Origin of the sequence: Candidatus Sphingomonas phytovorans, from assembly GCA_029202385.1 — a bacterium.
GTDB lineage: Bacteria > Pseudomonadota > Alphaproteobacteria > Sphingomonadales > Sphingomonadaceae > Sphingomonas > Sphingomonas phytovorans.
This window is the reverse complement of record CP119314.1, coordinates 1,308,583-1,330,880: the sequence shown is the minus strand read 5'-3', so window position 1 is coordinate 1,330,880 and position 22,298 is coordinate 1,308,583. Positions and strand designations below refer to the sequence as shown.

General features: G+C 65.7%; 23 protein-coding genes. 10 read left to right on the top strand and 13 right to left on the bottom strand.

The genetic code is table 11. The features are described from left to right. The first annotated feature begins 1 nt into the window (after position 1). Both pdxA and rsmA read left to right on the top strand, forming a co-directional pair. Positions 2 to 997 carry a 4-hydroxythreonine-4-phosphate dehydrogenase PdxA gene (pdxA, locus tag P0Y59_06030; GenBank protein WEK01245.1) on the top strand — a complete coding sequence of 332 codons (996 nt, stop codon included), beginning with the start codon at positions 2 to 4 and terminating at the stop codon, positions 995 to 997. After that, positions 994 to 1,812: a 16S rRNA (adenine(1518)-N(6)/adenine(1519)-N(6))-dimethyltransferase RsmA gene (rsmA, locus tag P0Y59_06025; GenBank protein WEK01244.1), complete on the top strand. Its 819-nt coding sequence runs from the start codon at positions 994 to 996 to the stop codon at positions 1,810 to 1,812. Before pdxA ends, rsmA begins: the two co-directional genes overlap by 4 nt. 25 nt (positions 1,813 to 1,837) lie before the next feature. Here the strand turns inward: rsmA and P0Y59_06020 are convergent, their stop codons facing one another. From P0Y59_06020 to P0Y59_06010, 3 genes are all read right to left on the bottom strand, one after another. Further along, positions 1,838 to 2,347 carry a tetratricopeptide repeat protein gene (locus P0Y59_06020; GenBank protein ID WEK01243.1) on the bottom strand — a complete coding sequence of 170 codons (510 nt, stop codon included), beginning with the start codon at positions 2,345 to 2,347 and terminating at the stop codon, positions 1,838 to 1,840. Between the two features lie 32 nt (positions 2,348 to 2,379). Continuing rightward, on the bottom strand, positions 2,380 to 3,555 hold the full coding sequence (locus P0Y59_06015; GenBank protein ID WEK01242.1) for an RsmB/NOP family class I SAM-dependent RNA methyltransferase: 1,176 nt from the start codon (positions 3,553 to 3,555) through the stop codon (positions 2,380 to 2,382). 71 nt (positions 3,556 to 3,626) lie between these two features. Continuing rightward, positions 3,627 to 6,218: a M1 family metallopeptidase gene (locus P0Y59_06010; GenBank protein WEK01241.1), complete on the bottom strand. Its 2,592-nt coding sequence runs from the start codon at positions 6,216 to 6,218 to the stop codon at positions 3,627 to 3,629. Positions 6,219 to 6,338: 120 nt separating this feature from the next. On the opposite strand from P0Y59_06010, the gene P0Y59_06005 reads away from it, so the two are divergent. Then, a complete protein-coding gene (locus tag P0Y59_06005) occupies positions 6,339 to 7,301 on the top strand; it encodes a nitronate monooxygenase family protein (GenBank protein WEK01240.1) in 963 nt (320 codons plus the stop codon). Positions 7,302 to 7,338: 37 nt separating this feature from the next. On the opposite strand, the gene P0Y59_06000 is transcribed toward P0Y59_06005, so the two are convergent. From P0Y59_06000 to P0Y59_05980, 5 genes are read right to left on the bottom strand one after another with little or no spacing between them, the layout of a single operon-like run. Further along, the gene (locus P0Y59_06000; GenBank protein WEK02506.1) at positions 7,339 to 9,621 is read right to left on the bottom strand and encodes a TonB-dependent receptor; all 2,283 of its coding nucleotides are present in this window, start codon (positions 9,619 to 9,621) and stop codon (positions 7,339 to 7,341) included. A 49-nt stretch (positions 9,622 to 9,670) separates the two neighbouring features. Beyond that, a complete protein-coding gene (locus P0Y59_05995; GenBank protein ID WEK01239.1) occupies positions 9,671 to 10,627 on the bottom strand; it encodes a FecR domain-containing protein in 957 nt (318 codons plus the stop codon). Further along, positions 10,599 to 11,156: an RNA polymerase sigma factor gene (locus P0Y59_05990; protein ID WEK01238.1), complete on the bottom strand. Its 558-nt coding sequence runs from the start codon at positions 11,154 to 11,156 to the stop codon at positions 10,599 to 10,601. The genes P0Y59_05995 and P0Y59_05990 overlap by 29 nt, the downstream gene beginning before the upstream one ends. Positions 11,157 to 11,174: 18 nt before the next feature. After that, positions 11,175 to 11,978 carry a ChbG/HpnK family deacetylase gene (locus P0Y59_05985; GenBank protein ID WEK01237.1) on the bottom strand — a complete coding sequence of 268 codons (804 nt, stop codon included), beginning with the start codon at positions 11,976 to 11,978 and terminating at the stop codon, positions 11,175 to 11,177. Next, on the bottom strand, positions 11,953 to 12,825 hold the full coding sequence (locus P0Y59_05980) for a glycosyltransferase family A protein (protein ID WEK01236.1): 873 nt from the start codon (positions 12,823 to 12,825) through the stop codon (positions 11,953 to 11,955). The genes P0Y59_05985 and P0Y59_05980 overlap by 26 nt, the downstream gene beginning before the upstream one ends. Before the next feature lie 398 nt (positions 12,826 to 13,223). Here P0Y59_05980 and P0Y59_05975 point away from each other — a divergent pair, with 398 nt between their 5' ends. Further along, positions 13,224 to 13,745, top strand: coding sequence for a DUF2141 domain-containing protein (locus P0Y59_05975; GenBank protein WEK01235.1), 522 nt, complete (start codon positions 13,224 to 13,226; stop codon positions 13,743 to 13,745). 37 nt (positions 13,746 to 13,782) lie between these two features. Here the strand turns inward: P0Y59_05975 and P0Y59_05970 are convergent, their stop codons facing one another. Then, positions 13,783 to 14,232, bottom strand: a complete 450-nt coding sequence (locus P0Y59_05970) for a DUF1465 family protein (GenBank protein ID WEK01234.1) — start codon at positions 14,230 to 14,232, stop codon at positions 13,783 to 13,785. A gap of 109 nt (positions 14,233 to 14,341) precedes the next feature. Beyond that, positions 14,342 to 14,539: a DUF465 domain-containing protein gene (locus P0Y59_05965; GenBank protein WEK01233.1), complete on the bottom strand. Its 198-nt coding sequence runs from the start codon at positions 14,537 to 14,539 to the stop codon at positions 14,342 to 14,344. A gap of 175 nt (positions 14,540 to 14,714) precedes the next feature. Between P0Y59_05965 and P0Y59_05960 the strand changes: the two genes are divergently transcribed. Further along, positions 14,715 to 14,870 (top strand): YdcH family protein, encoded by a 156-nt coding sequence (locus P0Y59_05960; GenBank protein WEK01232.1) that lies wholly within the window; start codon positions 14,715 to 14,717, stop codon positions 14,868 to 14,870. A 50-nt stretch (positions 14,871 to 14,920) separates the two neighbouring features. Here P0Y59_05960 and P0Y59_05955 read toward each other — a convergent pair whose 3' ends face one another. The 3 genes from P0Y59_05955 to P0Y59_05945 form a co-directional block, all read right to left on the bottom strand. Beyond that, a complete protein-coding gene (locus P0Y59_05955; GenBank protein ID WEK01231.1) occupies positions 14,921 to 15,298 on the bottom strand; it encodes a PilZ domain-containing protein in 378 nt (125 codons plus the stop codon). Positions 15,299 to 15,378: 80 nt separating this feature from the next. After that, on the bottom strand, positions 15,379 to 15,843 hold the full coding sequence (gene dksA / locus P0Y59_05950; GenBank protein ID WEK01230.1) for an RNA polymerase-binding protein DksA: 465 nt from the start codon (positions 15,841 to 15,843) through the stop codon (positions 15,379 to 15,381). A 552-nt stretch (positions 15,844 to 16,395) separates the two neighbouring features. Beyond that, positions 16,396 to 17,046: a hypothetical protein gene (locus P0Y59_05945; protein ID WEK01229.1), complete on the bottom strand. Its 651-nt coding sequence runs from the start codon at positions 17,044 to 17,046 to the stop codon at positions 16,396 to 16,398. A gap of 350 nt (positions 17,047 to 17,396) precedes the next feature. Here P0Y59_05945 and serS point away from each other — a divergent pair, with 350 nt between their 5' ends. The 5 genes from serS (at position 17,397) to P0Y59_05920 (ending at position 22,285) form a co-directional block, all read left to right on the top strand. Beyond that, complete coding sequence (gene serS / locus P0Y59_05940) at positions 17,397 to 18,674, top strand: serine--tRNA ligase (GenBank protein WEK01228.1); 1,278 nt, start codon at positions 17,397 to 17,399, stop codon at positions 18,672 to 18,674. Further along, entirely contained in the window at positions 18,674 to 19,438 is a 765-nt protein-coding gene (gene surE / locus P0Y59_05935; protein WEK01227.1) for a 5'/3'-nucleotidase SurE, read from the top strand. Before serS ends, surE begins: the two co-directional genes overlap by 1 nt. An 11-nt stretch (positions 19,439 to 19,449) precedes the next feature. After that, entirely contained in the window at positions 19,450 to 20,526 is a 1,077-nt protein-coding gene (locus P0Y59_05930; GenBank protein WEK01226.1) for a M23 family metallopeptidase, read from the top strand. A 72-nt stretch (positions 20,527 to 20,598) separates the two neighbouring features. Next, entirely contained in the window at positions 20,599 to 21,828 is a 1,230-nt protein-coding gene (tyrS, locus tag P0Y59_05925) for a tyrosine--tRNA ligase (GenBank protein ID WEK01225.1), read from the top strand. Positions 21,829 to 21,964: 136 nt separating this feature from the next. Continuing rightward, positions 21,965 to 22,285, top strand: a complete 321-nt coding sequence (locus P0Y59_05920) for a PilZ domain-containing protein (GenBank protein ID WEK01224.1) — start codon at positions 21,965 to 21,967, stop codon at positions 22,283 to 22,285. Positions 22,286 to 22,298: the final 13 nt, after the last annotated feature.

Below are 22,298 nucleotides of genomic sequence, written 5' to 3'. Positions count from 1 at the left end.
GATGATCGCGCCACTGGCGGTCTCCATGGGCGATCCCGCCGGGGTTGGCCCCGAAGTGATCGCCAAGGCATGGGCCGCGCGCGAGCGGGAACAACTCGCGCCCTTCTTTGCGGTCGGTGACGTGCGCGCCATCAGCGCGGTGTGGGCCGGGCCGGTCGAGCGGATCTTCGACCCGGCCGAGGCGAACGATGTGTTCGCCTCGGCGCTGCCGGTGCTTAACGTCGAAGACGGGGGTGAGATCACCCCCGGCATCCCCGATGTCGACGGCGCGCGTTGCGCCCTGCACGCGCTTGAAATCGCCGCGGGGCTGGCGCGGTCGGGCACTGCCCGCGCACTGGTGACCGGGCCGGTTTCCAAGGCCCAGCTCTACCAGATCGGATTCACGCATCCCGGCCAGACCGAATTCGTTGCCGAGCGGTGCGGCATCGCCGGCGAGAATGCGGTGATGATGCTCGCCGGCCCAAGCCTGCGCGTGGTGCCGGTCACCACCCATGTACCGCTGGCGAGTGTTTCCGGGCTGCTGTCGATCGATCTGATCGTGGCCAAGGCGCGCGCGACGGCGCGTGGGCTGATCCGCAATTTCGGGATATTGATCCCGCGCCTGGCCTTTGCCGGCTTCAATCCGCATGCGGGCGAAGGCGGCGCGATCGGCCGGGAGGAAATCGACTTCATTATCCCCGCGATTGAGATCCTCCGCGAGGAAGGGATCGACGCGACCGGGCCGTTCGCTTCCGACACCATGTTCCACGAGCGGGCACGGGCAACCTATGACGCGGCGATTTGCTGCTATCACGATCAGGCGCTGGTGCCATTGAAGACGCTGCATTTCGACGAAGGCGTGAATATCACGCTGGGCCTGCCGATCGTGCGTACCTCGCCCGACCATGGCACCGCCTTTGGTATCGCGGGGAAGGACCGGGCTGAGCCCGGCGCGACGATTGCGGCGATCAGGCTCGCGGCGAGCGCGGCCGAACGTCGCGCCGCCGCCGGAGTGTGAACCCTACCCTTCCTCCCCTCCGTGACGTCATCGCACGGCATGGCCTTGCCGCGAGCAAGGCGCTTGGGCAGAATTTCCTGCTCGATGCGCAGTTGCTCGCGCGGATCGCCCGGATCCCGGGGGACCTTGCCGATGCCGAGGTGCTTGAAATCGGCCCGGGCCCGGGTGGCCTGACGCGCGCCCTGCTCGCCGCGGGGGCAAAGGTGACCGCGATCGAGCGCGACCGGCGCTGCATTCCGGCGCTGGCCGAACTCGGCGACTTCTATCCGGGCCGGCTGCGTGTGATCGAGGGCGATGCCCTTGAGATCGACGCCGTGCCGCTGTTCGAGAACAAGCCGCACATCGCCTCCAACCTCCCCTATAATATCGGTACGGCGCTGCTGGTGCGCTGGCTGTCGGCCGAATGGGCGCCGTGGTGGCGAAGCCTGACCCTGATGTTCCAGAAGGAAGTCGCCGAGCGGATCGTCGCGAAGACCGACGACGATCATTATGGCCGCCTCGCCGTGCTCGCCCAGTGGCGGAGCAGCGCGAAGCTGGCGATGCCGGTGCACCGCTCGGCCTTCACGCCTGCGCCCAAGGTGATGTCGGCGGTGGTCCATATTACCCCGGGCGACGCGCCGCCGGGCGTCGACTTCGGCGTGCTCGAACGGCTGACGGCTGCCGCCTTCGGCCAGCGGCGCAAGATGCTCCGCCAGAGCCTGAAATCGGTTCATGGGGCGCTCGACGCGCTGGAAACGGTGGGGATCGAGCCGACCCGTCGGGCGGAGACGGTCAGCGTTGCCGAGTTCGTCGAGCTGGCGCGCGTGCTCAGCTAAGCGTTACATCGCCGGCTTTGACGCCTTATTCCTTCGCGGCAGGCTTGGTCGTCGGAATCTCGACCGAAGCGGTCGCGATCGGCGGGCCCTTGGCGATGGTCGCCGCCAGCACGGTCGCGTCGGTGCAGCCTGCCTTGCCGCAGATAGTGCGGATCTTGGCGAGATTGTCCTTGGCGCGCGCGACGGCACCCTTGGCGACGAGTGCCTCGCCCTGCCCCTTCAGCGCCGAAACGTCATTGGGCTCGAGCAGCAGCGCCTCGCGGTAGAGGCGGATCGCCTTGCCCGGCAGGCCACGCTCTTCAGCGACCTGGCCGAGCGATACGAAGGCGGCACGATTGCGCGGATCGACCGCAAGCGCGGATTCGAGCGCATCGGTGGCGCCGTCGAGATTGCCGGCCGCCTGCGCCGCCTTGCCCTTGGCGAGCAGCGCCATCGAGCGCGGATCGACCTGATCGTCGGGGCGCTGGCCGTGAAGCGAGGTGGAGATCGCAAGAAGCGTCAGCGCAGCAGCGGCGGCGACGGACGAATAACGCATGATCAACTCCAGCTTCGGCACGATGCCTCTGGCTAGCACGCACGTTGCAGTCTTGCGACAAAAAACCCGTCGGTTGAGTCATGCGCGGGCGTGAGCCTAACCCCTGCGCCATGGGGGCGACCAGCCGGAAGCACTACCGGATCAGCACGCCATTCGGGATGCCCGGCAAGGAAAGCGGCGATCTGGCTCGTCCCTTCCTCATCAAGCAGCGAACAGACGATATAGACCAGCGCGCCGCCGGGCTTCACCAGCGCAGCACCCGTTTCCAGGACATGGCGTTGGGTATGGGTGAGCCGGTCGATCCGCTCCGGTGTCAGCCGCCACCGCGCTTCCGGATTGCGGCGCCAGGTGCCGGTGCCCGAACAGGGCGCGTCGATCAGGACGCAGTCGGCGCTCTCCGCCCAGTCGGACAGAATATCCGCTTCGTGCCCCGGATCGAGCAGCCGGGTCTCGACAATCTCCACGCCGGCGCGCGCCGCGCGAGGCGTCAGGCGCGAAAGCCGCGCGCGGTCGGTATCGGTCGCAAGCAGCGCGCCTTCATTGCCCATCAGCGCCGCGAGGGCGAGCGTCTTGCCGCCCGCACCGGCGCAGAGATCGACGATGCGCATGCCCGGCGCAGCCTTTGCCGCGAGGGTGACGATCTGGCTGCCGGCGTCTTGCACCTCGATCGCGCCGTCCTGATAGGCGGCGAGCGCTTCGATATTGGTACCCGATGGCAGGCGTAGTGCATCGGGCAGGCCCGGGATAGGCTCGGCCCCCTCGATCGGGCCGGGCGCCTCCTTGAGCCAGTTCAGCCGGATATCGAGCGGCGCGCGGTCGATCAGCGCGGGAAGCTCCTCCCCCTCAAGCCCAGATTGCTTCAGCAGGGCGAGAATCCAGCCTGGGGCGATCCCCGGCGCCGCTGCCTGCTCGTCAGGACCGATCGCAGCAGGACCATGGCCGATACCCGCGAACAGCGCGGCAATCTCCGGATCGCTTTCCGCCAGCGCCAGCATGGCGACACGGCCATTGGCCGGGCGTTCGCCGAGCTTGCGGATCGCGGCATAGACCAGTTCGCGCACGGCACGCCGGTCCTTGCTGCCGGCATAGCGACGCCCGGCGAAATAGCGCGCGATCAGCGTGTCGGCCGCGGCACCTGAATCGCGGGCGGCGACGACGATCGAATCGAGGAGTTCGATCGCCGCCTGGACGCGGGCTGCTGGGGTCATGATATCACTCCTTCACGTCTCTATATCCGAAGAGACGATCAGGCGCCCCACTTCACCGAAAGCCGGGACGGTCAGTTCCCGGCGCTCACCCATTTCGCCACATCGGCACGGACACGGTCGGCGCCCTGCTTGCGCACTGCAATAGCCGAAAGCACGCGGGTGACACCTCCTCGCGACGCCTCGGGCAGATTTTTCTCGGCATAGGCAGTGATCTTGCCCGGCATCGCCGGATCGTTCGAGGTCGTGCCGAGACTGATGATGAAGCTGGATCGGGTGCTCGTTTCGAGCAGGCCGTTGACCATATCCCTGTTCGCCACGGCGAAATCGAACGCCATTTCCGGATGCCGCCCGGCGACCGCACGGATCAGGCCCGCCTTTTGCGGATTGGTGAACTCGCCAGTCTTCAGCAGGTCGAGCGCGCGCTGCGCCAGGGCATCGTCGCGCGCAGTGCCGAGCAACTGCACATAGGTGTTCCGTGTCACCGGGTTCTTCTCGGCCTTGGTGATCGCGAACAGCGCGTCCCATTCGGCCGGGGTGGCGTTCACCGCATAGACGCCGAGGATCGGCGTGCGGATCGCCGGCGGGATGGCGTTCGGATCGGTTGCCAGCGCAGCGACATAGGCACGTGCCTTCGCCGCGACATCGGGATCGCCGCTATAGCCGAGCCGGCCGACCAGCGTTTCGCGCAGGTTGGTGATCAGCGGCGATTCGCCTGCCTTTGCGTCGAACCCGACGCGCTTCATCACTGACGACAGCAGCGCGATCGTCCGCGCCCTAAGCGGCGCTTCAAGCGGCGTACCCTGGAAAAAATTGGTGAGCGAACGAAGATTGCCCGCAACTACCGACCAGTCGAGCGGGCTCGCATCGAGCGGCACCGCCCCCTGCACCGCGAGATAGCGGTCGAGCGACTGGTCGCCGCTCAAGGCCAGGGCATAATCGTCGCCGAGCGTGCCGACCTGATCGGTCAGTGCCATCTTGCTGAAGTCGCGCACGATCGCCGCGTGGCTCGCATCGTCATACTGGACACGGACATAACTGCCCTTGTCGCGATTGAGTACAAGCGTGCCGCAGCCCTGGACCGCGACGGTGACGGGTGCGGCGCCCTGTACGATCGTGCTGGTCACCGGGCCGCCGATCGGCCCGAGCGTCAGGGGCACGCGCCAGGTCTGGGGCTTTTTCGATACCTCGTCATAGCCGAACCGCCCTTGAGTCATGCTCGCCTGGGTGGTGCCGCCATTGCACGTCGCGCCGGTGAGCTTCACCAGTGGCACGCCGCCCTGCAGGGTGAAGTCGTGCGCGATGTCCACGACCGGCTTGCCGGCCGCGGCACCAAGTTCCGTCCAGAGCTGGTCGGTCACGGTGTTCCCGTATTTGTACTTCGCCATGTAGCTGCGGATGCCCTTGCGGAAGACATCGTCGCCCAACGTGGATTCCATCATGCCGATAACGGCCTGGCCCTTCTGGTAGGTGATGCTGTCGAACGCCTCGCCAAGCTGATCGACCGTCTCGACATGGCGAATGATCGGATGGGTCGCCGAGGTGGCATCGAGGCCGAGCGCCCCCTCGCGATCGAAGGCGACGGCACTTGCCCGCGCATCCCAGGTCGGGTTCAGGTCGCGGCTCGTCTTGTTCTCCATCCACGAGGCGAAGCCCTCGTTGAGCCAGAGATCGTCCCACCAGGACATGGTGACGAGATCGCCGAACCATTGATGCGCCATCTCGTGCGCCACGACGGTGAAGATCCGGTCGCGCCCGCTCTGAGTCGCATGCTTGGGATCGAACAGCAGTTCGGGTTCGAAATAGAAGATCGCCCCCCAATTCTCCATCGCGCCGAAGAACTGGCTCGAGCCGGGACCGGCGATCATGTCGAGCTTGGGCAGCGGATAGGGCTGGCCGAAATAGTCGTTGTAATACGCCAGCAGGCGCTTTGCCTCGGCCAGCGCATAGTCGCCCTGATCGACCACGCCGCGCCGGGTGATGACGCCAATCTCGGTCTTGCCGGCCATCACCGTCTTGCGTTCGACATCGCCCATGCCGAGGAACAGGAGATAGCTCGACATGACGGGCGATTGCTGGAACGTATATTTCTTCGTGCCGTCGGTGAGGTTGGTCACCCTGGCGGCCGGCATGTTGGAAAAGGCGGTCTGGTTGCCCGGAGCGACCGCGCTAAGCGTGAACTTCGCCTTGAACACGGGCTCGTCCCACATCGGCGCGAAGCGGCGCGCGTCCGGTGCCTCGAACTGAGTCGCGAGCATGCGCGCCGCCGACCCGTCGGGGTTCTTGTAGTCGATCGCGAAGAAGCCCGCGGACGTCGTGTTGATCTTGCCGTCCCAGGCGAAGCTCATCGTGTGCGTGCCGACCTTGGCCGGCGCGGGCAAGGTGACGGTGAGTTGTTGGGTCGTATCGTCGATCGCGAAGGGCATGTCCTTCCCGTCGAAGGTCACCTTGCCCAGCTTCAGTTCGACCGCATTCAGCACGATCGTGCTCGTCGCCTGCCTGACGTCGATCGTCACCGTCTCGGTACCGCTGAAGGTCATTGCCTTGGCGTCGGGCTTGACGGTGATGTCATAGGCGACCGGGGCGACGTTGGCAGGCAGTTGCCCCACCGCAAGGGCTGGGGTTGAGACGCTGACCAGCAGCAGCGACGCGAGGGCGAATTTCATGAACGGGGAACTCCGAAGCCAGATATAATGTATCCCGGTGTGTTGGCCTAATAAGCCATTGCCGCGACATGGCAACTCGTGGCTGCTGGACAGTCATTTCAGTTGCGCTATGAAACGCAGATGAGCTTGCCGCCCCTGTTCGATCGCCTCCGGCTGCCCGTCATCGGGTCCCCGCTGTTCATCATCTCCGGCCCTGAACTGGTGATCGCCCAATGCAAGGCGGGAATCGTCGGGTCCTTCCCGGCGCTCAATGCCCGGCCGCAGGGCGTGCTTGACGAATGGCTGCACCGAATCACCGAGGAACTGGCGCAGCACAATCGCGATCATCCCGAGCGGCCGGCCGCGCCCTTCGCCGTGAACCAGATCGTGCACCGTTCGAACGAACGGCTGGAGGCCGACCTGGCGACCTGCGCCAAGTGGCAGGTGCCGATCGTCATCACCTCGCTGGGCGCGCGTGAGGATCTCAACCAGGCAGTGCATGGCTGGGGCGGCATCACGCTGCATGACATCATTGACGATCGTTTCGCGCGGAAAGCGATCGAAAAGGGTGCTGACGGGCTGATCGCGGTCGCGGCCGGTGCTGGCGGCCATGCCGGACGCCTCTCCCCCTTCGCGATCGTCCAGGAGATCCGCCAGTGGTTCACTGGCCCTCTCGCCCTTTCGGGCTCGATCGCGACGGGCGACGCGGTTCTCGCCGCGCAGGCGATGGGTGCCGACCTTGCCTATATCGGCTCGCCTTTCATCGCGACCGACGAAGCCAATGCCGAGTCCGGCTACAAGCAGGGCATCGTCGACGGCAAGGCGGCCGACATCGTCTATTCGAACCTCTTCACCGGGGTGCATGGCAATTATTTGCGGGGATCGATCGTCGCCGCTGGCATGGACCCCGACAACCTGCCCGAGGGCGACCTGTCGACCATGAATTTCGGGGGTGGCAACGGCAGCAAGGCCAAGGCGTGGAAAGACATCTGGGGATCGGGCCAGGGTATCGGCGTGATCGACAAGGTCGAATCCGTCGGGGTGCGGGTGGAGCGGCTCGAACGGGAATATAAGGCCGCGCGCCTGAGGCTTGCGCTCGGCTGACCGGCATCGGGACGATCATCGTGCCCCGAGCGTGTTCCTACCAGTTGATTGCGACCCCCAGGCGTACATTGAGCGGGCGCAATGGCGTTACCTGGTCGCGTGCCGCCAGGGTGAAGGGATTGCCGAACGCAAAGCGATTGGCGGTGGCATTCGTCGCATTCGCCACGGCCAGCGATATCTCCATGTTGCGCCACTTCATGGAGCTGGACAGGTCAAGCGTAAGATAATTGCCCTGGCCAACGTCGAGCAGGTCGCCCGTGCCGAGCATGGAACTGCCGACATACCCCAATGACCCCTGCGAGTGGAACGTGACGTCCCGGACAGTCCATTCATAGGACAAGCTGCCCCGTGCCGCGAAGGAAGGCGTCTCGGGTAGCCGGTTCGTGTCCCGCGCGGGCTGGCCGGGGAGCGGCGCGCTGACGCTGTTCCGGGTATAGAGGAAAGTGCCGCTCGCGTTGAGGCCGGGCAACGGGGTCCACCCGACCATCCCCTCGAGCGAGTTGATCTGCGCGTCGCCGAGATTGACGGTATAGGGCTGTCCACGCCGGTTGATCAGGTCGGCCTGGGCGCCGGTCCACCGCGCGATCGAGAAGCTGCCGGAAAAGGTCAGGCCGGTCTGGCCGCTGCGCAGCCTGCGGATACCGATCTCCCCGACGGTGATCGAGTCGGCGTTGTAATCCGCGACACGCCCGATTCCGCGCGCGACCGCCAGGCCACCTGTCCGATACCCGGTCTGATAGCGCGCGAATGCCGCGAGCTGCGGTGCGATTACCCATGACAGCGCGATGGTGGGATCGATCCGCTCAGTCGATCGTCCCTTCACGAAAGCGTTGGATCGCGGTTTGCTGGAAGGCTCGCCATCGATTCGCGCGGCGGTCGCGCGCGCGCCCAGCGTGACCGAGAAATTCCGGCGAAGCGCGATCGTCGCCTCGGCGAACAGCGATGCCGCCCGTGTGACGTTGGTCACGCCGATGATGGTGGCCTCGCTGCCCGCCGACCCAAGCGTGCGCGAGAGGACATCGCGATTGCTCAGCAGGGCGAAGCCAGCCACCCACGACCCGCCATTGGCGAGCGATCGGGAAAGCCGCGTCTCCTGGGTCAGCAACAATTTCGAATTGCCGATATCGTAGCTCGTCGGGTTCGGCGACGGGGGCACAGCGGCGCTCGCGTCGAACACTTCGGACGTGTCGAGTGCCGCGAGCCCCGATGCCGATACGAGGTGCAAGCCGCTCGCCCAGTCGCGGGTGATCACCAGCCGGCCGAACAGCAGGCGGCTGCTGAAAGGTTGAGCAATCCGCGAGCGCCGCGCCAGCGGGCCTTCGGGCAGCTCGGCATATTGCCCGTCCCTCGCATCGATCTGCTGGCCGGCGCCGCTCAGATCGATCCGCCAGCCATCGCCCGCATCGACGCGGAACGCCAGGCGCCCGCCAGTCGTGTCGGTGCGATTGATGTCGGAAAGGCCGCGGCCATGATCGTCGATATAGCCGCCATCCCGGATGCGATATCCCACCACCCGCACGCCAGCGACGTCGGTCTTGAGCGGAAGGTTCACCATGCCGGCGATATCGAATCCGGCCTCGCCCTCGCGTGTCGCGGTCACACCCGACGCCATTGAGGCATGCGTACCGAGCAAGTCCACCGGATTGGACGTCAGGCGGATGATCCCGCCGATCGCGCCCGCGCCGTACAGCGTGCCCTGCGGTCCTTCCATCACGTCGATGCCGTGCATGTCGTACAGGCGCAAACCGGGGTCAGGGCCGGAATAGCTGAGCTGGACGTCGTCGAGATAGATGCTTGCGGTCGACTGGCTGGCACCGTTGAAGCTGCTGTCGGCGATGCCGCGAATGAAGATCTTGTTGCGGCCCGCCCCAAGCTGCGTGCTTTGCAGGACGGGCGTGACAACCGCGACGTCAGCCATATCCCCCACCCCGGCCGCGGAAAGAGTCGGCGTGCCGGTGATCGACGTCAGGCTGCCCGGATAGCGCAGCAACGGGACGCGCTGCTTGCTGGCGGTAACGACGATGTCAGCGGGGTCGATGGGCGGCGGGCCTGGCGGCGGGCGGCGGCGCGGTGCGATGCGTACCGGCGCACGTACGACTCGGTAACCGCCGCTTCCGATCGGTATCGCACGATAGCCTGTGTCGGCGAGCAGCCGTGTCAGCGCCTCCCGCACCGACATCCTGCCCTGTACCGCTTGAGTGCGGATCGTGCGGAGCCCGGCCTCGGTGCTGATGATCTCGGCGTTCGCCTCGCGGGCGAGTGCGGTCAGCGCCTTGTCGAGGGTGGTCGCCGGTACCGCGACGGTGACGTCGCGCGCCATTGCCGGCGCCGACAGGCCGGTCGCCGCGAGCAACAGCGCCGGATAGAGCCTAGCGCGAAGGCGCCGTGCTACCCGCCAATATCCATCGGTCTCCGTCACGCCGCCAAGTCGCCCCGATCAGGGCGGCCAGATGGGGTATATCCCGATCGGCGGCTCCCGTAAGCTTGACCATGCCGGTAAACGGCCGTTGCGACAAGCCGCCCTCAAGGACGACCTGCGTCGCATTGAGACGATGGATGGAGGCAAAGACGCTTCCCAGCGGCTCGCCATCGAAGCTCAGCGTGCCGGTTCGCCAGCCACCGACCGACGCGGGCGATATTTTCGCCCTGGTCATCGTGTGGCTGTCCTCACGGACGACCAGCGCATCCCCGGGTGCCAGCTCGACCGATTCGCGATCTGGTTGGAACAGGACCGATCCCGACGACACCTCGACCGCAAGCCGGTCTCCATCGCGGGCGAGATTGAACACGGTCCCCAGATCACGGACCGTCAGGTCCCCGGACGTCACCGTGAACGGATTGGCGGGATCGTGCCGGACGTGCAGCGTCGCCTCGCCTCTTTCCAGGTCGACGAGACGCGGCCGGCTATGGTCGAGTCGCAGGCGGGTGTCGCCGCTCATTTCGATCCTTGAGCCGTCGGCCAGGTGCAGCGTGCGCCGCTCCCCCGCCCTGGTGGCAACGTCGTAGGTGGACGGCCGGGCGGGCGTGACGAGCGGCATGAGGAGCGCCACCGCCGCGGCTGCCGCCGCGAGCCCGCCAACCGCCCAGGGCCAGCGGCGCGCGGGCAGCTCCCGACGCACGACCTCGATCGGGAAGTCGATCCGGTCGATGAGGTGTTCCTGCATCACGACGCTGTCATAGGCACTCGCATGCGCCGGGCTGATCTCGAGCCACGTCACGAATGATTCCCAGTCCTGATCGGACATCTCCGTCTGGCGGAGATGCCATTCGATCGCCTGGTCGATGATAGTGGACTCGTCACCCTGCACGGTTCGTGCCCCTTTCATCAGATAGACGATATGGTGAGGCGACTTCCACACCTGTCGCTTCGAGACGGTCGTGAATTTGACGATAGGCGCGCTGCAACAGCTTCTCCACGCCGCTCACCGATATTCCCAGCTCCTCGGCGATGGTGCGTTGCGACCGGCCTTCGATACGGAACCGGTGTAGCGCGATCCGCATCCTCTCGGGCATCGCCTCGACCGCCGCCGCGACTGTCCTGAGCTGGTCGCTGGCGATCAGCGCGCGCTCGGCGTCGGGCAGTTCGTCCGCGTCGGGCTGGCTGTCGAGCCAGGCGGCATCGCGCGCGCCGCGACGGCTGCCAGCGATGCGGCGGTCGGTGGCGAGGTTCGCCGCAACCCGGTAGAGGAACGCCTTGGGTTGCGCGACGGGACGATCGGCGAGCTGGTCGATGCGCAGCCACATGTCCTGCAGCGCGTCCTCGGCATCGTCGCTATTGCCCAGGCGCGCGACGAGCAGGCGTAGCAGCATTGGCCGCTGTTCGAGAAAGATGGCCCTGAGACCGCCGCCAGCCACTGTCGATCGACCCCTAGATCAGGCCGGAAACGCCAGCCCTTCGGCGGCTGCCATGTCCGCGATCGACAGAGCGCGCAAGGCCGTGGCTTCACGCACCCGTGCCGATGCTATCTCGTCGTTGGCGCGATCACCCTTCCCGGGATGGCACATTACCAGATGAACCATTCTCGGACGGCGCAAAAAAACCGGAAACAGGGACGTGTAGTCGCTCGCAAAATCATAGTGTCCGGCGAAGCTGTCGTTGCAGCGCAAGCCGTGCCTGGCCGCATCCCGTTTCAGGCCCAGCGAGTGCCACGCGCTGGCCAGCGCCTTGCCGCGAAACGGCCGCGACATCATCGCGACGAACGAATCGGTGCAACAGCGGACCCAGGCGCCCGGCGCCCGGATCGCGGTCTCTTCAAGCACGATATCGCGAATGCCATTGAGGGCGTGGGCGTGCTGATGGCCGTCCACAAAGGCCGGTGGACGGCCCAGCGCCTGGATGAATGAGTCGAATTGCGCACGAATCTCGAGCGCGATTTCATCGAGCGGCGCCGTGCCGGCCCGGGTGAGACGCCCGAGATCGTTGATGGCCGGCAGATGGCCCTGAGGCGCGAGGCGCGGCATCGCCGTAAGCGGGCGCTCTCCCGTCAGCGTCAGGTGCAGGCCGATTTCGACATGATCGGGCAGATAGCGCAGCAGCGCCGCGTCGGTCGGCCAGCCGGGCATCACCGCCATGCAACTGATGGCGTTGAGCTTGCCTGCCTGGGCCAGTCCGGTAATCGTCAGGCTTACCTCGCGCGAGAAGGCGAAGTCGTCAGAACAAAGGATTAGTCGTGGCAAAAATCGCCCCTTCCACGTTCTGGTATCGCCGTTCCCGGATATGGTGGCTGAGCAACTGACGGTGCCGCAACCGGCGGCCGAGGAAACGGTAGAAGAACCAGTCTCCCGCCCAGGGCGCTGTCGCCGAATAGGCAAGCCGCTCGACCAGCGTCCAGCGGATCGAGGCCCGATCCCGTTCGCGCGGCGAGGGCGCGCACCACAAATCATGCGAATAGCGCATCGACCCGAACTTCATCACCCGATGGATGACCTCGTGATCCTCAAGCACATAGTTCCAGCGGTCGGGGTCGAACCCGCCGGCCGCGCGCAACGCGACCGTGAGAAACGCCTGGCCAGCGCCGCCGGTATGACATTGGCGCGGCAACAGCCTCGCCGCGCCGTTGATCTTGCGGCCCTCCGCGGCGATATCGACCGGCATCGCGTCCCGCGCGACGAAGAAGGCACCTGCGACCACGCATCCATCCTTGCCCAGCATGCGCTCCGCCTCGGCAAGGTAGTGCGGCGGATAGACGGTATCCGCATCGCAGGTCGCGACGAACGGCGTGCGCACCCAGCCGAGGCCAGTGCGGAGGGCGGCGACCTTGCCCGGCTTGCGTTCGGTCAGCAGCAGATAGTCGAGCCCGAGCCGATCGCATTCCGCGCGCGCGATCGCCGCGCTGCCGTCGGTCGACCCATTGTCGATGAGGACCAGCCTGAATGGACGGGTCTGCTCGGACAGGCTCGCGATGGTCGCAGAGAGAAAATCCCGTTCGTTGAAGAAGGGAATCAGGACGGTCCAGGGCAGCGCGGATGGCGCTGCGTCTAACGTCGCGTGGTCGGTGCGAGCCGAAGCGAGATTGAAATACATGCGCGTATCCATCGAAACCGAGGCAGATTCCGTTGGCCGGCATCGGAACCAGTTCATCGTGGTCTCCCCCCGGATACCCGCAAAACCTTGTCCCGACGCCGACCGGTGCCTCGATGTAAAGACGATGTGGCGCCCCCGGACCCTCACTCCACCGGAGCGGAAAATCGACGAATGTCGGCTAACGTCACGGAATCCGCACAGTGGACGCATCGCCATAGTGTCGCCGATGCCCAATGATCGACTTGGATCTTACCGCGCTGCGTGAGATCGAGCACCTGCTCGTCTATCGGTGGCGGGCCTCGAGTCGCCACGGTGAGTTCAGCGCTGAGCAGTGAGGATCACTGCCGTCCACGGCGTCTATGGGGCATTTGCTTCCAACAATTCGGACATATTGTTTCATGACGCCTATATCCGTTGCCGGTGTTTTATGTGCCCTGTCGCTGGCCATTGCCCCGTCCGCGCTCGCAGCGGAGACGATCGGTGAGGACGCCGCATTGTGCGCGGCCGGCCACGGCCCCGCGATCCAGGTCAACGTTCTGGGTCTGAAGGATCGCACGGGCGAAGTCTGGCTTGAACTCTATCCGGCCACTCAGGCCGATTTCCTTCGTCCCGACGAAACGCTGCTCGCCGAAGGCAGGGTATTCCGTCGTACCCGATCGAAACCGCCGGTGTCGGGCGAGGTGGCGATCTGTGTGCGCGTGCCCCATCCCGGGCGGTTTTCGCTGATGCTGCGGCACAACCGAATCGGCAGGGACAAGTTTTCCGTGTGGAGCGACGGTGCCGGCGTTGCCACCAATCGGTCGATGGGGCGATCCAAGCCGACCTTCGAGCAAGCGGCGGTCAATGCCGGCCCCGGGGTCACCGTGGTCAACATCAAGGTCCAGTATCTGCGCGGGCTTGGATTCTCGGCGATCGACTAAGGCGGGCCGCCCCGTAGCGCGTTCATCCGCGTTCGGGTCAGAAGGCTGCCGCCAGGCGCTCAAGCATCGACCGGGCCGGGCTGTCGGCGGTATCGTTGGCCGCCTGCGCCCGATCGAGCCGGGCCACACGACGATACAGTTCGGTGCTCGCCTCGATCAGCGCCTGCGCGGCCAGCGGCATCGCTTCGACGGCGGCGCGCTCACTGACGGGCGCCGGCCCCAGCCGGCGCGACTGATCGAGCGCGTCGCGCGGCGCCATCTCCCCCGAATCGACTGCGCGCTGGGTCAGCAGCCAGGCGATCACATGCATCAGCCGGGTCGTAACCTTCAGCGATTCACAGGAAAAGGAAACGCGCGCCAGCGGATCCAGCACGTCGCGATCCGCCTTGCCGCCCTGGTCGAAATAGCTCCGCGCCTCATCCGCCAGCACCATCGCGTCGATGTAGAGCGTATCGATGAGGCGTCGGTGGATGCGCGGTTCGCTCATGTTCCCCCCGTTCGTGTACAGCATAGGTGACATAAAGTGGCCATCGGCGACATAGGGATTGCGCAGAGTGCCGCCAAAGCCGTCCCAATAAGGATCAGGCTCGCAAGGATCAGGCGATGATGTCCGGGATCATCTGGTCCTCGAGAAGCGCGATCTCGTCGCGCAGGCGGAGTTTCCGCTTCTTGAGACGCGCAATCTGGAGTTGATCGGTCGAACCGGTATCGAGCAGGGCCGCGATCGCTGAATCGAGATCGCGATGCTCCACGCGCAGGATTTCCAGACGCTTGGCGATTTGCGTGTCGTCCATGGGCTCCCCGTTCACGCACTGCCCTTAGCAAATTGCGCGGCCCCCGCGAGCCGCAAAAACATGCTGTCGCTCAAATACCCTCGGCATGTCGATTATGCCCAAAATGGGGGAAGACAATTAAGGACGAGCGTGTTTTACTCCCTACCCCGCCCAGCAATGTAGGAGGAACGCTTCCATGCAGACCGCGCATTTTTCGGCCCTCGAGGCCAAGCATGCCGTACTCGATCGCAAGATCAGTGCCGAGTCGCAGCGCCCATTGCCCGACTCAGCCGCCCTGGCGGCGCTAAAGAAGCAGAAACTGCGCGTAAAAGAGGAAATGTCGGCGCTGTAAGACGCTGAATCGCCTCGCGCGGGTGCGCCCGCGCGAGGCAAAGGCGACCATCAGCGGCGCGGAAGCACCGGTTTGACGAAAACCGGGGTGGTGGTACCCGTGCCCACGGGTTTGCGCGCCAGCATCGGATCAATCTGCCGGTCGAACGCGACGCCGATCCGTCCGGCTGCCGACCAGGCAACCTTGCCCGGAACCCAGCCGATACCACGCACATCGAATTCCACGAGCGTGCCCTGATCCAGGCCCGTCGGGAATTCAGCCATCAGACCGCCGGCGGACAGGTTCCGGACACGCACCTGAAGCACGCTGGCAGCACCCGGTACGCGCATATCAGCCATCAGGAACAGGCTGTCACGCGAGTCGTTCCGGTTGTGCGCACCGTCTTCGCTGGCGACCGCGCCGTAAGGATCTTGAGAAAATTGGTCCATCGTAACGCTCGAAACGACCTCCGTTCGCCTGACGATAGCGGCCGAACCGTATCCAATCGCTTAAGGACGTAGGCGGAAAATCAGTCTTCGCGCGAAACTTTCTCTTGTCGTTCGTGGCGCTCCTGTGCCTCGACCGTCATCGTCGCGATCGGCCTGGCCTCAAGGCGCGCGAGCGAGATCGGCTCGCCGGTCACCTCGCAATAGCCATATTCGCCTTCCTCGATTCGCCGCAGGGCCGCGTCGATCTTGGAGATCAGCTTGCGCTGGCGATCGCGGGTGCGCAGTTCGATCGACCAGTCCGTTTCGCTCGACGCGCGATCGGTGAGATCCGCCTCCCGCAGCGAATCGACCTGGAGTTGGGAAAGCGTGCCGGCGGCTTCGCGCAGGATCGCTTCCTTCCAGGCTTGCAGCTTGTCCCGGAAATATGCCTGCTGACGCGGGTTCATGAACGGCTCCTCGGCACTTGGCCGATAGCCATCCCCACCCTCGCCCGCGGGCGGTTGAAACTTTTCGGATTCGTCCAATCGATTCAAGACCGTCGCCATCCCACTCTCCCGTCGGCGACATGATGCCTTACGAGCACCTTCGCCGCCGTCCCATCCCGAGCGGGCCTATAGCCATGCCGCCCGGGCACCACAAGCAACCCCTCGCCAAAACTATCGCCGCGCATTGTGCGATCGCCCCTAGCCAGCCGTACATTGCACTTTCATGAAGCCGGCCTGTCATTCCGGCTCCACATCCGGGCCGCCTTGTCGCTTAGGCGAAGCGTGCCGGCGGCATTAACCATGAAGGCGTACCATTGCGGCACGTTAACCAGGATAATGGCGATGCGAACGCGACAAATGGGCTGGAGTTCCGCCAAAGCTTGGTTAACGCGCTTGAACTTAATGCTTTCTTCGGCACTTTGCTGAATAGCGACACGTCAGGCACCGTGATGGACCGGATCATTTGGTTCTTACCGGTGTCGATAGCGAGAGAGTGACAACAATGTCCGTGCGGATGGCCTTGGCTAAACTATGTGCCTGCACATGCGGCGGTGCCCTGGTCGGCGGCGGCGCGGTGCATGTCGCCGAACAGTCCCAGACCCGTCAGGTCTATCAGCAGAAGCAGACCAAGCGAGTCGTCCACCAGACCAAGGTCGCGGCGCGCCCTGTGAGTCGGGTTCGTCGAGTCGTGACCAAGACCCGCGCGACCTGCGCGCCCGCGGTGGTGACGGTGACCAGCCAGGGCGCGCCCATTCCCCTGCCCCCGGCCTTTGCCGGGTCGAGCGGCGAGATGCCGATGGTTTCGGGTGGCGGCGGTGGCGGCCCAGTCATCGTCGGCGGTGGCGGCGGCTTTGGCGGCGGCGGTTTCTTCGCGGGCGGCTTCTTCGGCGGCGGTGGCTCGGGCGGCGGCAGCTCCGGCATCATCATTTCGTCGACGTCGAGCAGTTCCGGCGGATCCACCAGCACGAGCGGCGGATCGACCTCGACCGGCGGCTCTTCGACCAGCACGTCAAGCGGCGGCAGCGGTGGCAGCGGCGGCTCCTCGACCAGCACCAGCACGGGTGGCGTTTCGAGCACCAGCACCTCCTCGACCGGTGGCTCGTCCACCTCCACATCGAGCGGTGTCTCGTCCAGCACCTCCAGCGGCGTTTCGTCGTCGACCAGCACGTCGAGCGGCGTGTCCTCCTCGACCTCGTCGAGCACATCCAGCTCGTCCAACGGATCGAGCACCAGCACTTCGAGTTCCTCAAACGGGTCGAGCACCAGCACCAGTTCGTCGAGCTATGGCTCGAGCAGCAAGGGCTGGAGCTCTAACGGCGGCTGGAGCTCCAATGGTGGCCATGGCAGCAACGGTTCGACCGGATCAAGCGGTGGTACGCCTGCGCCGGTGCCCGCACCGCCGATGGTTCTTCTGTTCGGCGCTGCGGCGGCCGCGTTGGTCGCGCGCAAGCGTTTCGCCAGGAAAACTGCCGTCTCGGCCTGACCCCCGACGCTTCCCGGTTCGGCTCCGGCGACCTTTGTCGCCGACTCGAATCGCAAGGTTCCGCTTTGAGACCGCCCGGGACAACGCCACGGCTTGCGCGGGGGCTGAGCCGCCGCCATAGCCTGCCGCCATGCATGATATCCGCTTGATCCGCGAAAATCCCGCCGCCTTCGACGCCGCCCTCGCGCGCCGGGGGCTAACACCCGTGGCCGATACCCTGGTCGCCCTCGACGAGCGCCGTCGCGCGCTGATCACTGAAGCGCAGGCCGGCCAGGCCCGCCGCAACGAGGCGTCGAAGGCGATCGGCGCAGCCAAGGCGTCGAAGGACGAGACGACCGCCGCCACGCTGATGGCCGAGGTTGCCGGGCTCAAGGAGCGACTGCCCGCGATCGAAGCCGAGGAGAAGGCGCTGGGCGAGGAACTGAACGGCAGGCTGGCGATCCTTCCCAACCTGCCGCTCGCCGATGTGCCGGATGGCGCTGACGAGGAGGACAATGTCCTGATCGCCGAGCGCGGCACGCCCGGCAGTTTCGCCTTCGCGCCGAAGGAACACGATTCGATCGGCCCGGCGCTCGGACTGGACTTCGAAACCGGCGTGGTGCTGGCCGGCGCGCGCTTCACCCTGGTTCGGGGCGCCGCGGCACGGCTCCACCGCGCGCTCGGCCAGTTCATGCTCGACAATCTGTGCAACGACCATGGCTATGAGCAGGTCGTCCCGCCGCTGCTGGTCAAGGACGAGATCGTGTTCGGCACCGGCCAGCTTCCCAAGGCGGCCGAGGACATGTTCCGCACCACCGATGGCCGCTGGCTCATTCCAACCGCCGAGGTCTCGCTGACCAACATCGTGCGCGAGAAGATCCTGAGCGAGGACGAATTGCCGCTTCGCTTCGCTGCCCTGACTGCCTGTTTCCGATCCGAGGCTGGCGCCGCTGGCCGTGACACGCGCGGTTTCATCCGCCAGCACCAGTTCGAAAAAGTCGAGATGGTCTCGATCGTCACGCCCGAGACCTCCGAGACGGAGCATGAGCGCATGACGACATGCGCCGAGGGTATCCTCACCGCGCTTGGCCTGCCGTTCCGTCGAATGAAGCTGTGCACCGGGGACATGGGTTTCACCGCGGCGCGCACCTATGATCTCGAAGTATGGTTGCCGGGCCAGGGCCGTTACCGGGAAATCTCCAGCTGCTCGACCTGCACCGATTTCCAGGCGCGGCGCATGAACGCGCGCTACCGGCCGGAGGGCGAGAAGAACACGCGCTTCGTCCACACTCTCAACGGCTCGGGCCTCGCGGTCGGTCGCACGCTCGTCGCCGTGCTGGAGAATTACCAGCAGGAGGACGGGTCGGTCGCCATTCCCGACGCGCTGCAACCCTATCTGCGGGGCCTCAACCGGCTTGAGCCGGCCTGATGCGTATCCTGCTGACCAATGACGACGGCTATCATGCCCCGGGTCTCAAGGTCCTCGAGGAGATCGCGTCGGCCTTTTCCGACGATATCTGGATCGTCGCCCCGGCCGAGGAACAGTCAGGCGCCGGCCATTCGCTGACCCTGACCCGACCGATTCGCGTGCGGCGCTTCTCCGACCGGCGTTTCGCGGTCGCTGGGACCCCGACCGACGCGGTGATGATGGCGCTGGCCCGGATCATGAAGGATTCGCCGCCTGACCTGATCCTGTCGGGCGTCAATCGCGGGGCGAACCTGGCGGAGGACGTCACTTATTCAGGCACGGTCTCGGCCGCGATGGAGGGGGCCCTGGCCGGGGTCCGCTCGATCGCGCTGAGCCAGGTCTATTCGCGCGAGGGCATGGGCGACACGGTGCCGTTCGAGGCGGCCACTGCGTGGGGGGAGCGCGTGCTGCGCCCGCTGATCGACGCCCCGCTCGCGCCGCGCACATTGGTCAACGTCAATTTCCCCGCCGGGCCCGCCGATTCGGTAAAGGGTATCCGCGTCGCCAACCAGGGCCTGCGCGACTATGGCCGGCTACAGATTGTCAGCAATCGCGATCCGCGCGGTTACGAATATCACTGGTTCGCGCTTGGACCGACGATCGAGACCCCGGCGCATTCGACTGACCTGGAAGCGATCGCCGACGGCTATGTCGCCGTCACGCCCCTTCATCTCGACCTGACACATGGTGAATCTCTGGCTATGCTTAACGCCGCCTATAGCTAAAGGGGGGCGGCATGGGGGGACATATCGAGAGACGCGCGCGCTACGCTCTGTCGGCGCTTCCGCTCGCGCTGTTGTGCGGTTGCATCCCGCAGATGCAATCGGCCGATCCGCCCTACGCGCCGGCTCCGGCGATCCCCTATGAGCGCCAGAGCTATGAACGCCAGAGCGTCGACAACGACGTACGCAGCCCCCCTACCGCTCCGTCCGCGTGGCAGGCCCGCCCGGTCACGGCCAACGCACAGACGATCGGTGCCAGCACCTATATAGTCCAGTCCGGCGAAACGCTGCGCGGCATCGCCGACAAGACGGGTTCGGGTTCCGAGGCGATTGCGCGCGCCAACGGCCTGTCGGCGCCGTTCATGATCCGCGCGGGCCAGCGACTCGCCATTCCGGCTGGCCGTTATCACCTCGTCCGTGCCGGCGAGACGGGCATCGCCATCGCGCGCGCCTATGGCGTCGACTGGTCGCGGATCGTGACCGCCAACGACCTGAGCCAGCCCTATACGCTGCGGGTCGGCATGCGCGTGCTGATTCCCGGCGGCCCGCAGACAGTGTCGGAACGCGCCGCTGCCTTCCGCCTCGATGTCGACGATATCGTCACCGGCGGAGAGCCGGCCCTCGCCAGCAACCAGCGCCCGGCCCGGCCCACCAGTTCTCCGGGGCGTGTCCTTCCCTCCTCAGCCGCGCTCGCCGAGCCGGCGCGGCTGCACGGCGCCTTTGCCTGGCCGCTGCGCGGTACCGTGGTCGCGCGGTTCGGCCCGGGCGCGAGCGGCGAACGCTATAACGGCATCAAGATCGCGGCGCCGCTGGGCACGCCGATCCTCGCCGCCGCGGATGGCGTGGTCGCCTATGCCGGAAACGAGGTGGCCAATCTCGGCGGGCTGGTAATCCTGAAGCATGGCGACGGCTGGACGACCGTCTATGGTCACGCCAGCCAGTTGCTCGTCCAGCGCGGCCAGTCGGTCAGAAAGGGCCAGACGATCGCCACGTCAGGCGACACGGGTCTCGCGGACAGGCCCGAGTTGCATTTCGAGATGCGCAAGGGGCGCACGCCTGTCGATCCGCTTGGGGAGCTGCCGCGGCGTTAGCCTTGTCAGGGGGAAGGGCTTGTGACGGGCAACTAGCGACGCGCGCGCGCCGATGCTAAGCGCCGCCGCATCATGACCGAGCACACCTCCGATCTCCTCCGCCTGCTTTCGACGCGCGGCTATATCCACCAGCTCACCGATGCCGCCGGCCTCGATGCGCTTGCGAACAAGCAGGTCGTGCCCGGCTATATCGGTTTCGATCCGACGGCGCCGTCGTTGCACGTCGGCAGCCTGGTCCAGATCATGCTGCTCCGCCGCCTTCAGCAGGCCGGGCACAAGCCGATCGTGCTGATGGGCGGCGGCACCGGCAAGATCGGCGATCCGAGCTTCAAGGACGAAGCACGCAAGCTGCTCAGCGAGGATGGCATTTCGAGCAATGTCGCGTCGATCCGCCGTATCTTCGAACGGTTCCTGACCTTCGGAGACGGTCCCTCCGACGCAGTGATGCTCGACAATGCCGACTGGCTGGACAAGCTCGAATATATCCCGTTCCTGCGTGACATCGGCCAGCATTTCTCGGTCAACCGGATGCTGAGCTTCGACTCGGTCAAGCTGCGGCTCGATCGCGAACAGTCGCTGAGCTTCCTCGAATTCAACTACATGATCCTGCAAGCCTATGATTTCCTGGAGCTGTCGCGCCGTGCCGGCTGCCGCCTTCAGATGGGCGGATCGGATCAATGGGGCAATATCGTCAACGGCATCGAGCTGTCGCGCCGGGTCGATTCGACCGAGGTGTACGGCATCACCACCCCGCTGATTACCACGGCGGATGGCGGCAAGATGGGCAAGACCATGTCGGGCGCGGTCTGGCTCCATGAAGACCAGTTGCCCCATTATGATTACTGGCAGTTCTGGAGGAACACGGACGATCGCGACGTCGGCCGCTTCCTGCGGCTGTTCACTGATCTGCCGCTCGACGAGATTGCGCGGCTGGAAACGTTGCAGGGCGCCGAGATCAACGAGGCCAAGAAGATCCTGGCCGATGCGGCGACGGCGATGTGCCGTGGCGAAGCGGCTGCCGCCGAGGCAGCGGAGACCGCGCGCCGTACTTTCGAGGAAGGTGCCGCCGGGGATTCTCTGCCGACCTACACGGTCGCGGGCGGCGAGATCGGAATCGTCGATGCGCTGGTCTCGCTTGGCCTGTGCGCCTCCAAGGGCGAGGCGAGGCGCCTGATCAAGGGCGGCGGCGCGCGCGTTGGTGTCGAGAAGGTGACGGACGAAGCGCTGGTCGTCCACGTCGGCGGAGAGCCGGTGCGGATCGCCGCCGGCAAGAAGCATCATGGGATTCTTGTCGCGGGCTAGGGTTTGTACGTAACACTCCTGCCATAAACCCTTGAAGCACAAGTGCTTTGGAGGCAGCGCAAGGATTCGTTAAACAATTTCGTTTCGACCGGATTCACTCCTGCGCTGTAGCCTTGGCTCTCCGAGGGAGTGAGCCATGGCAGCATTCGGGAGTGCAAGACCAGTCGACGAACGTGGCACGCCGCGCGACGAGGTGCATTTCCGTACGCGCGCCTTCGGTCCCGACGCGCGCCCGGTTAACCTCCTCATCGTCAACATCTCGGCGCTTGGCCTCATGGCGCGATGTGACGTGCCCTATAAGGTGGGTGACCGCCTGACGGTCACGCTGCCGATCGTGGGCGTGATCACCGCCGAGATCCGCTGGCTCCTCGGCGGCCGGATCGGATGCGAGCTCGACCAGGCGATCGAACTGGCCGATTATTACGATCTGCTCGCGGTGTTGCTGCGCGGGCGCTGACGCGGCGGCAGAG

Coding starts and splice junctions, on each gene's coding strand:
- pdxA (WEK01245.1), top strand. CDS start 2: ATGATCGCGCCACTGGCGGTCTCCATGGGCGATCCCGCCGGGGTTGGC.
- P0Y59_06020 (WEK01243.1), bottom strand. CDS start 2,347: ATGCGTTATTCGTCCGTCGCCGCCGCTGCTGCGCTGACGCTTCTTGCG.
- P0Y59_06015 (WEK01242.1), bottom strand. CDS start 3,555: ATGACCCCAGCAGCCCGCGTCCAGGCGGCGATCGAACTCCTCGATTCG.
- P0Y59_06010 (WEK01241.1), bottom strand. CDS start 6,218: ATGAAATTCGCCCTCGCGTCGCTGCTGCTGGTCAGCGTCTCAACCCCA.
- P0Y59_06005 (WEK01240.1), top strand. CDS start 6,339: ATGAGCTTGCCGCCCCTGTTCGATCGCCTCCGGCTGCCCGTCATCGGG.
- P0Y59_06000 (WEK02506.1), bottom strand. CDS start 9,621: ATGGCGCGCGACGTCACCGTCGCGGTACCGGCGACCACCCTCGACAAG.
- P0Y59_05995 (WEK01239.1), bottom strand. CDS start 10,627: ATGAAAGGGGCACGAACCGTGCAGGGTGACGAGTCCACTATCATCGAC.
- P0Y59_05980 (WEK01236.1), bottom strand. CDS start 12,825: ATGTATTTCAATCTCGCTTCGGCTCGCACCGACCACGCGACGTTAGAC.
- P0Y59_05975 (WEK01235.1), top strand. CDS start 13,224: ATGACGCCTATATCCGTTGCCGGTGTTTTATGTGCCCTGTCGCTGGCC.
- P0Y59_05970 (WEK01234.1), bottom strand. CDS start 14,232: ATGAGCGAACCGCGCATCCACCGACGCCTCATCGATACGCTCTACATC.
- P0Y59_05965 (WEK01233.1), bottom strand. CDS start 14,539: ATGGACGACACGCAAATCGCCAAGCGTCTGGAAATCCTGCGCGTGGAG.
- P0Y59_05960 (WEK01232.1), top strand. CDS start 14,715: ATGCAGACCGCGCATTTTTCGGCCCTCGAGGCCAAGCATGCCGTACTC.
- P0Y59_05955 (WEK01231.1), bottom strand. CDS start 15,298: ATGGACCAATTTTCTCAAGATCCTTACGGCGCGGTCGCCAGCGAAGAC.
- dksA (WEK01230.1), bottom strand. CDS start 15,843: ATGGCGACGGTCTTGAATCGATTGGACGAATCCGAAAAGTTTCAACCG.
- serS (WEK01228.1), top strand. CDS start 17,397: ATGCATGATATCCGCTTGATCCGCGAAAATCCCGCCGCCTTCGACGCC.
- surE (WEK01227.1), top strand. CDS start 18,674: ATGCGTATCCTGCTGACCAATGACGACGGCTATCATGCCCCGGGTCTC.
- P0Y59_05930 (WEK01226.1), top strand. CDS start 19,450: ATGGGGGGACATATCGAGAGACGCGCGCGCTACGCTCTGTCGGCGCTT.
- tyrS (WEK01225.1), top strand. CDS start 20,599: ATGACCGAGCACACCTCCGATCTCCTCCGCCTGCTTTCGACGCGCGGC.
- P0Y59_05920 (WEK01224.1), top strand. CDS start 21,965: ATGGCAGCATTCGGGAGTGCAAGACCAGTCGACGAACGTGGCACGCCG.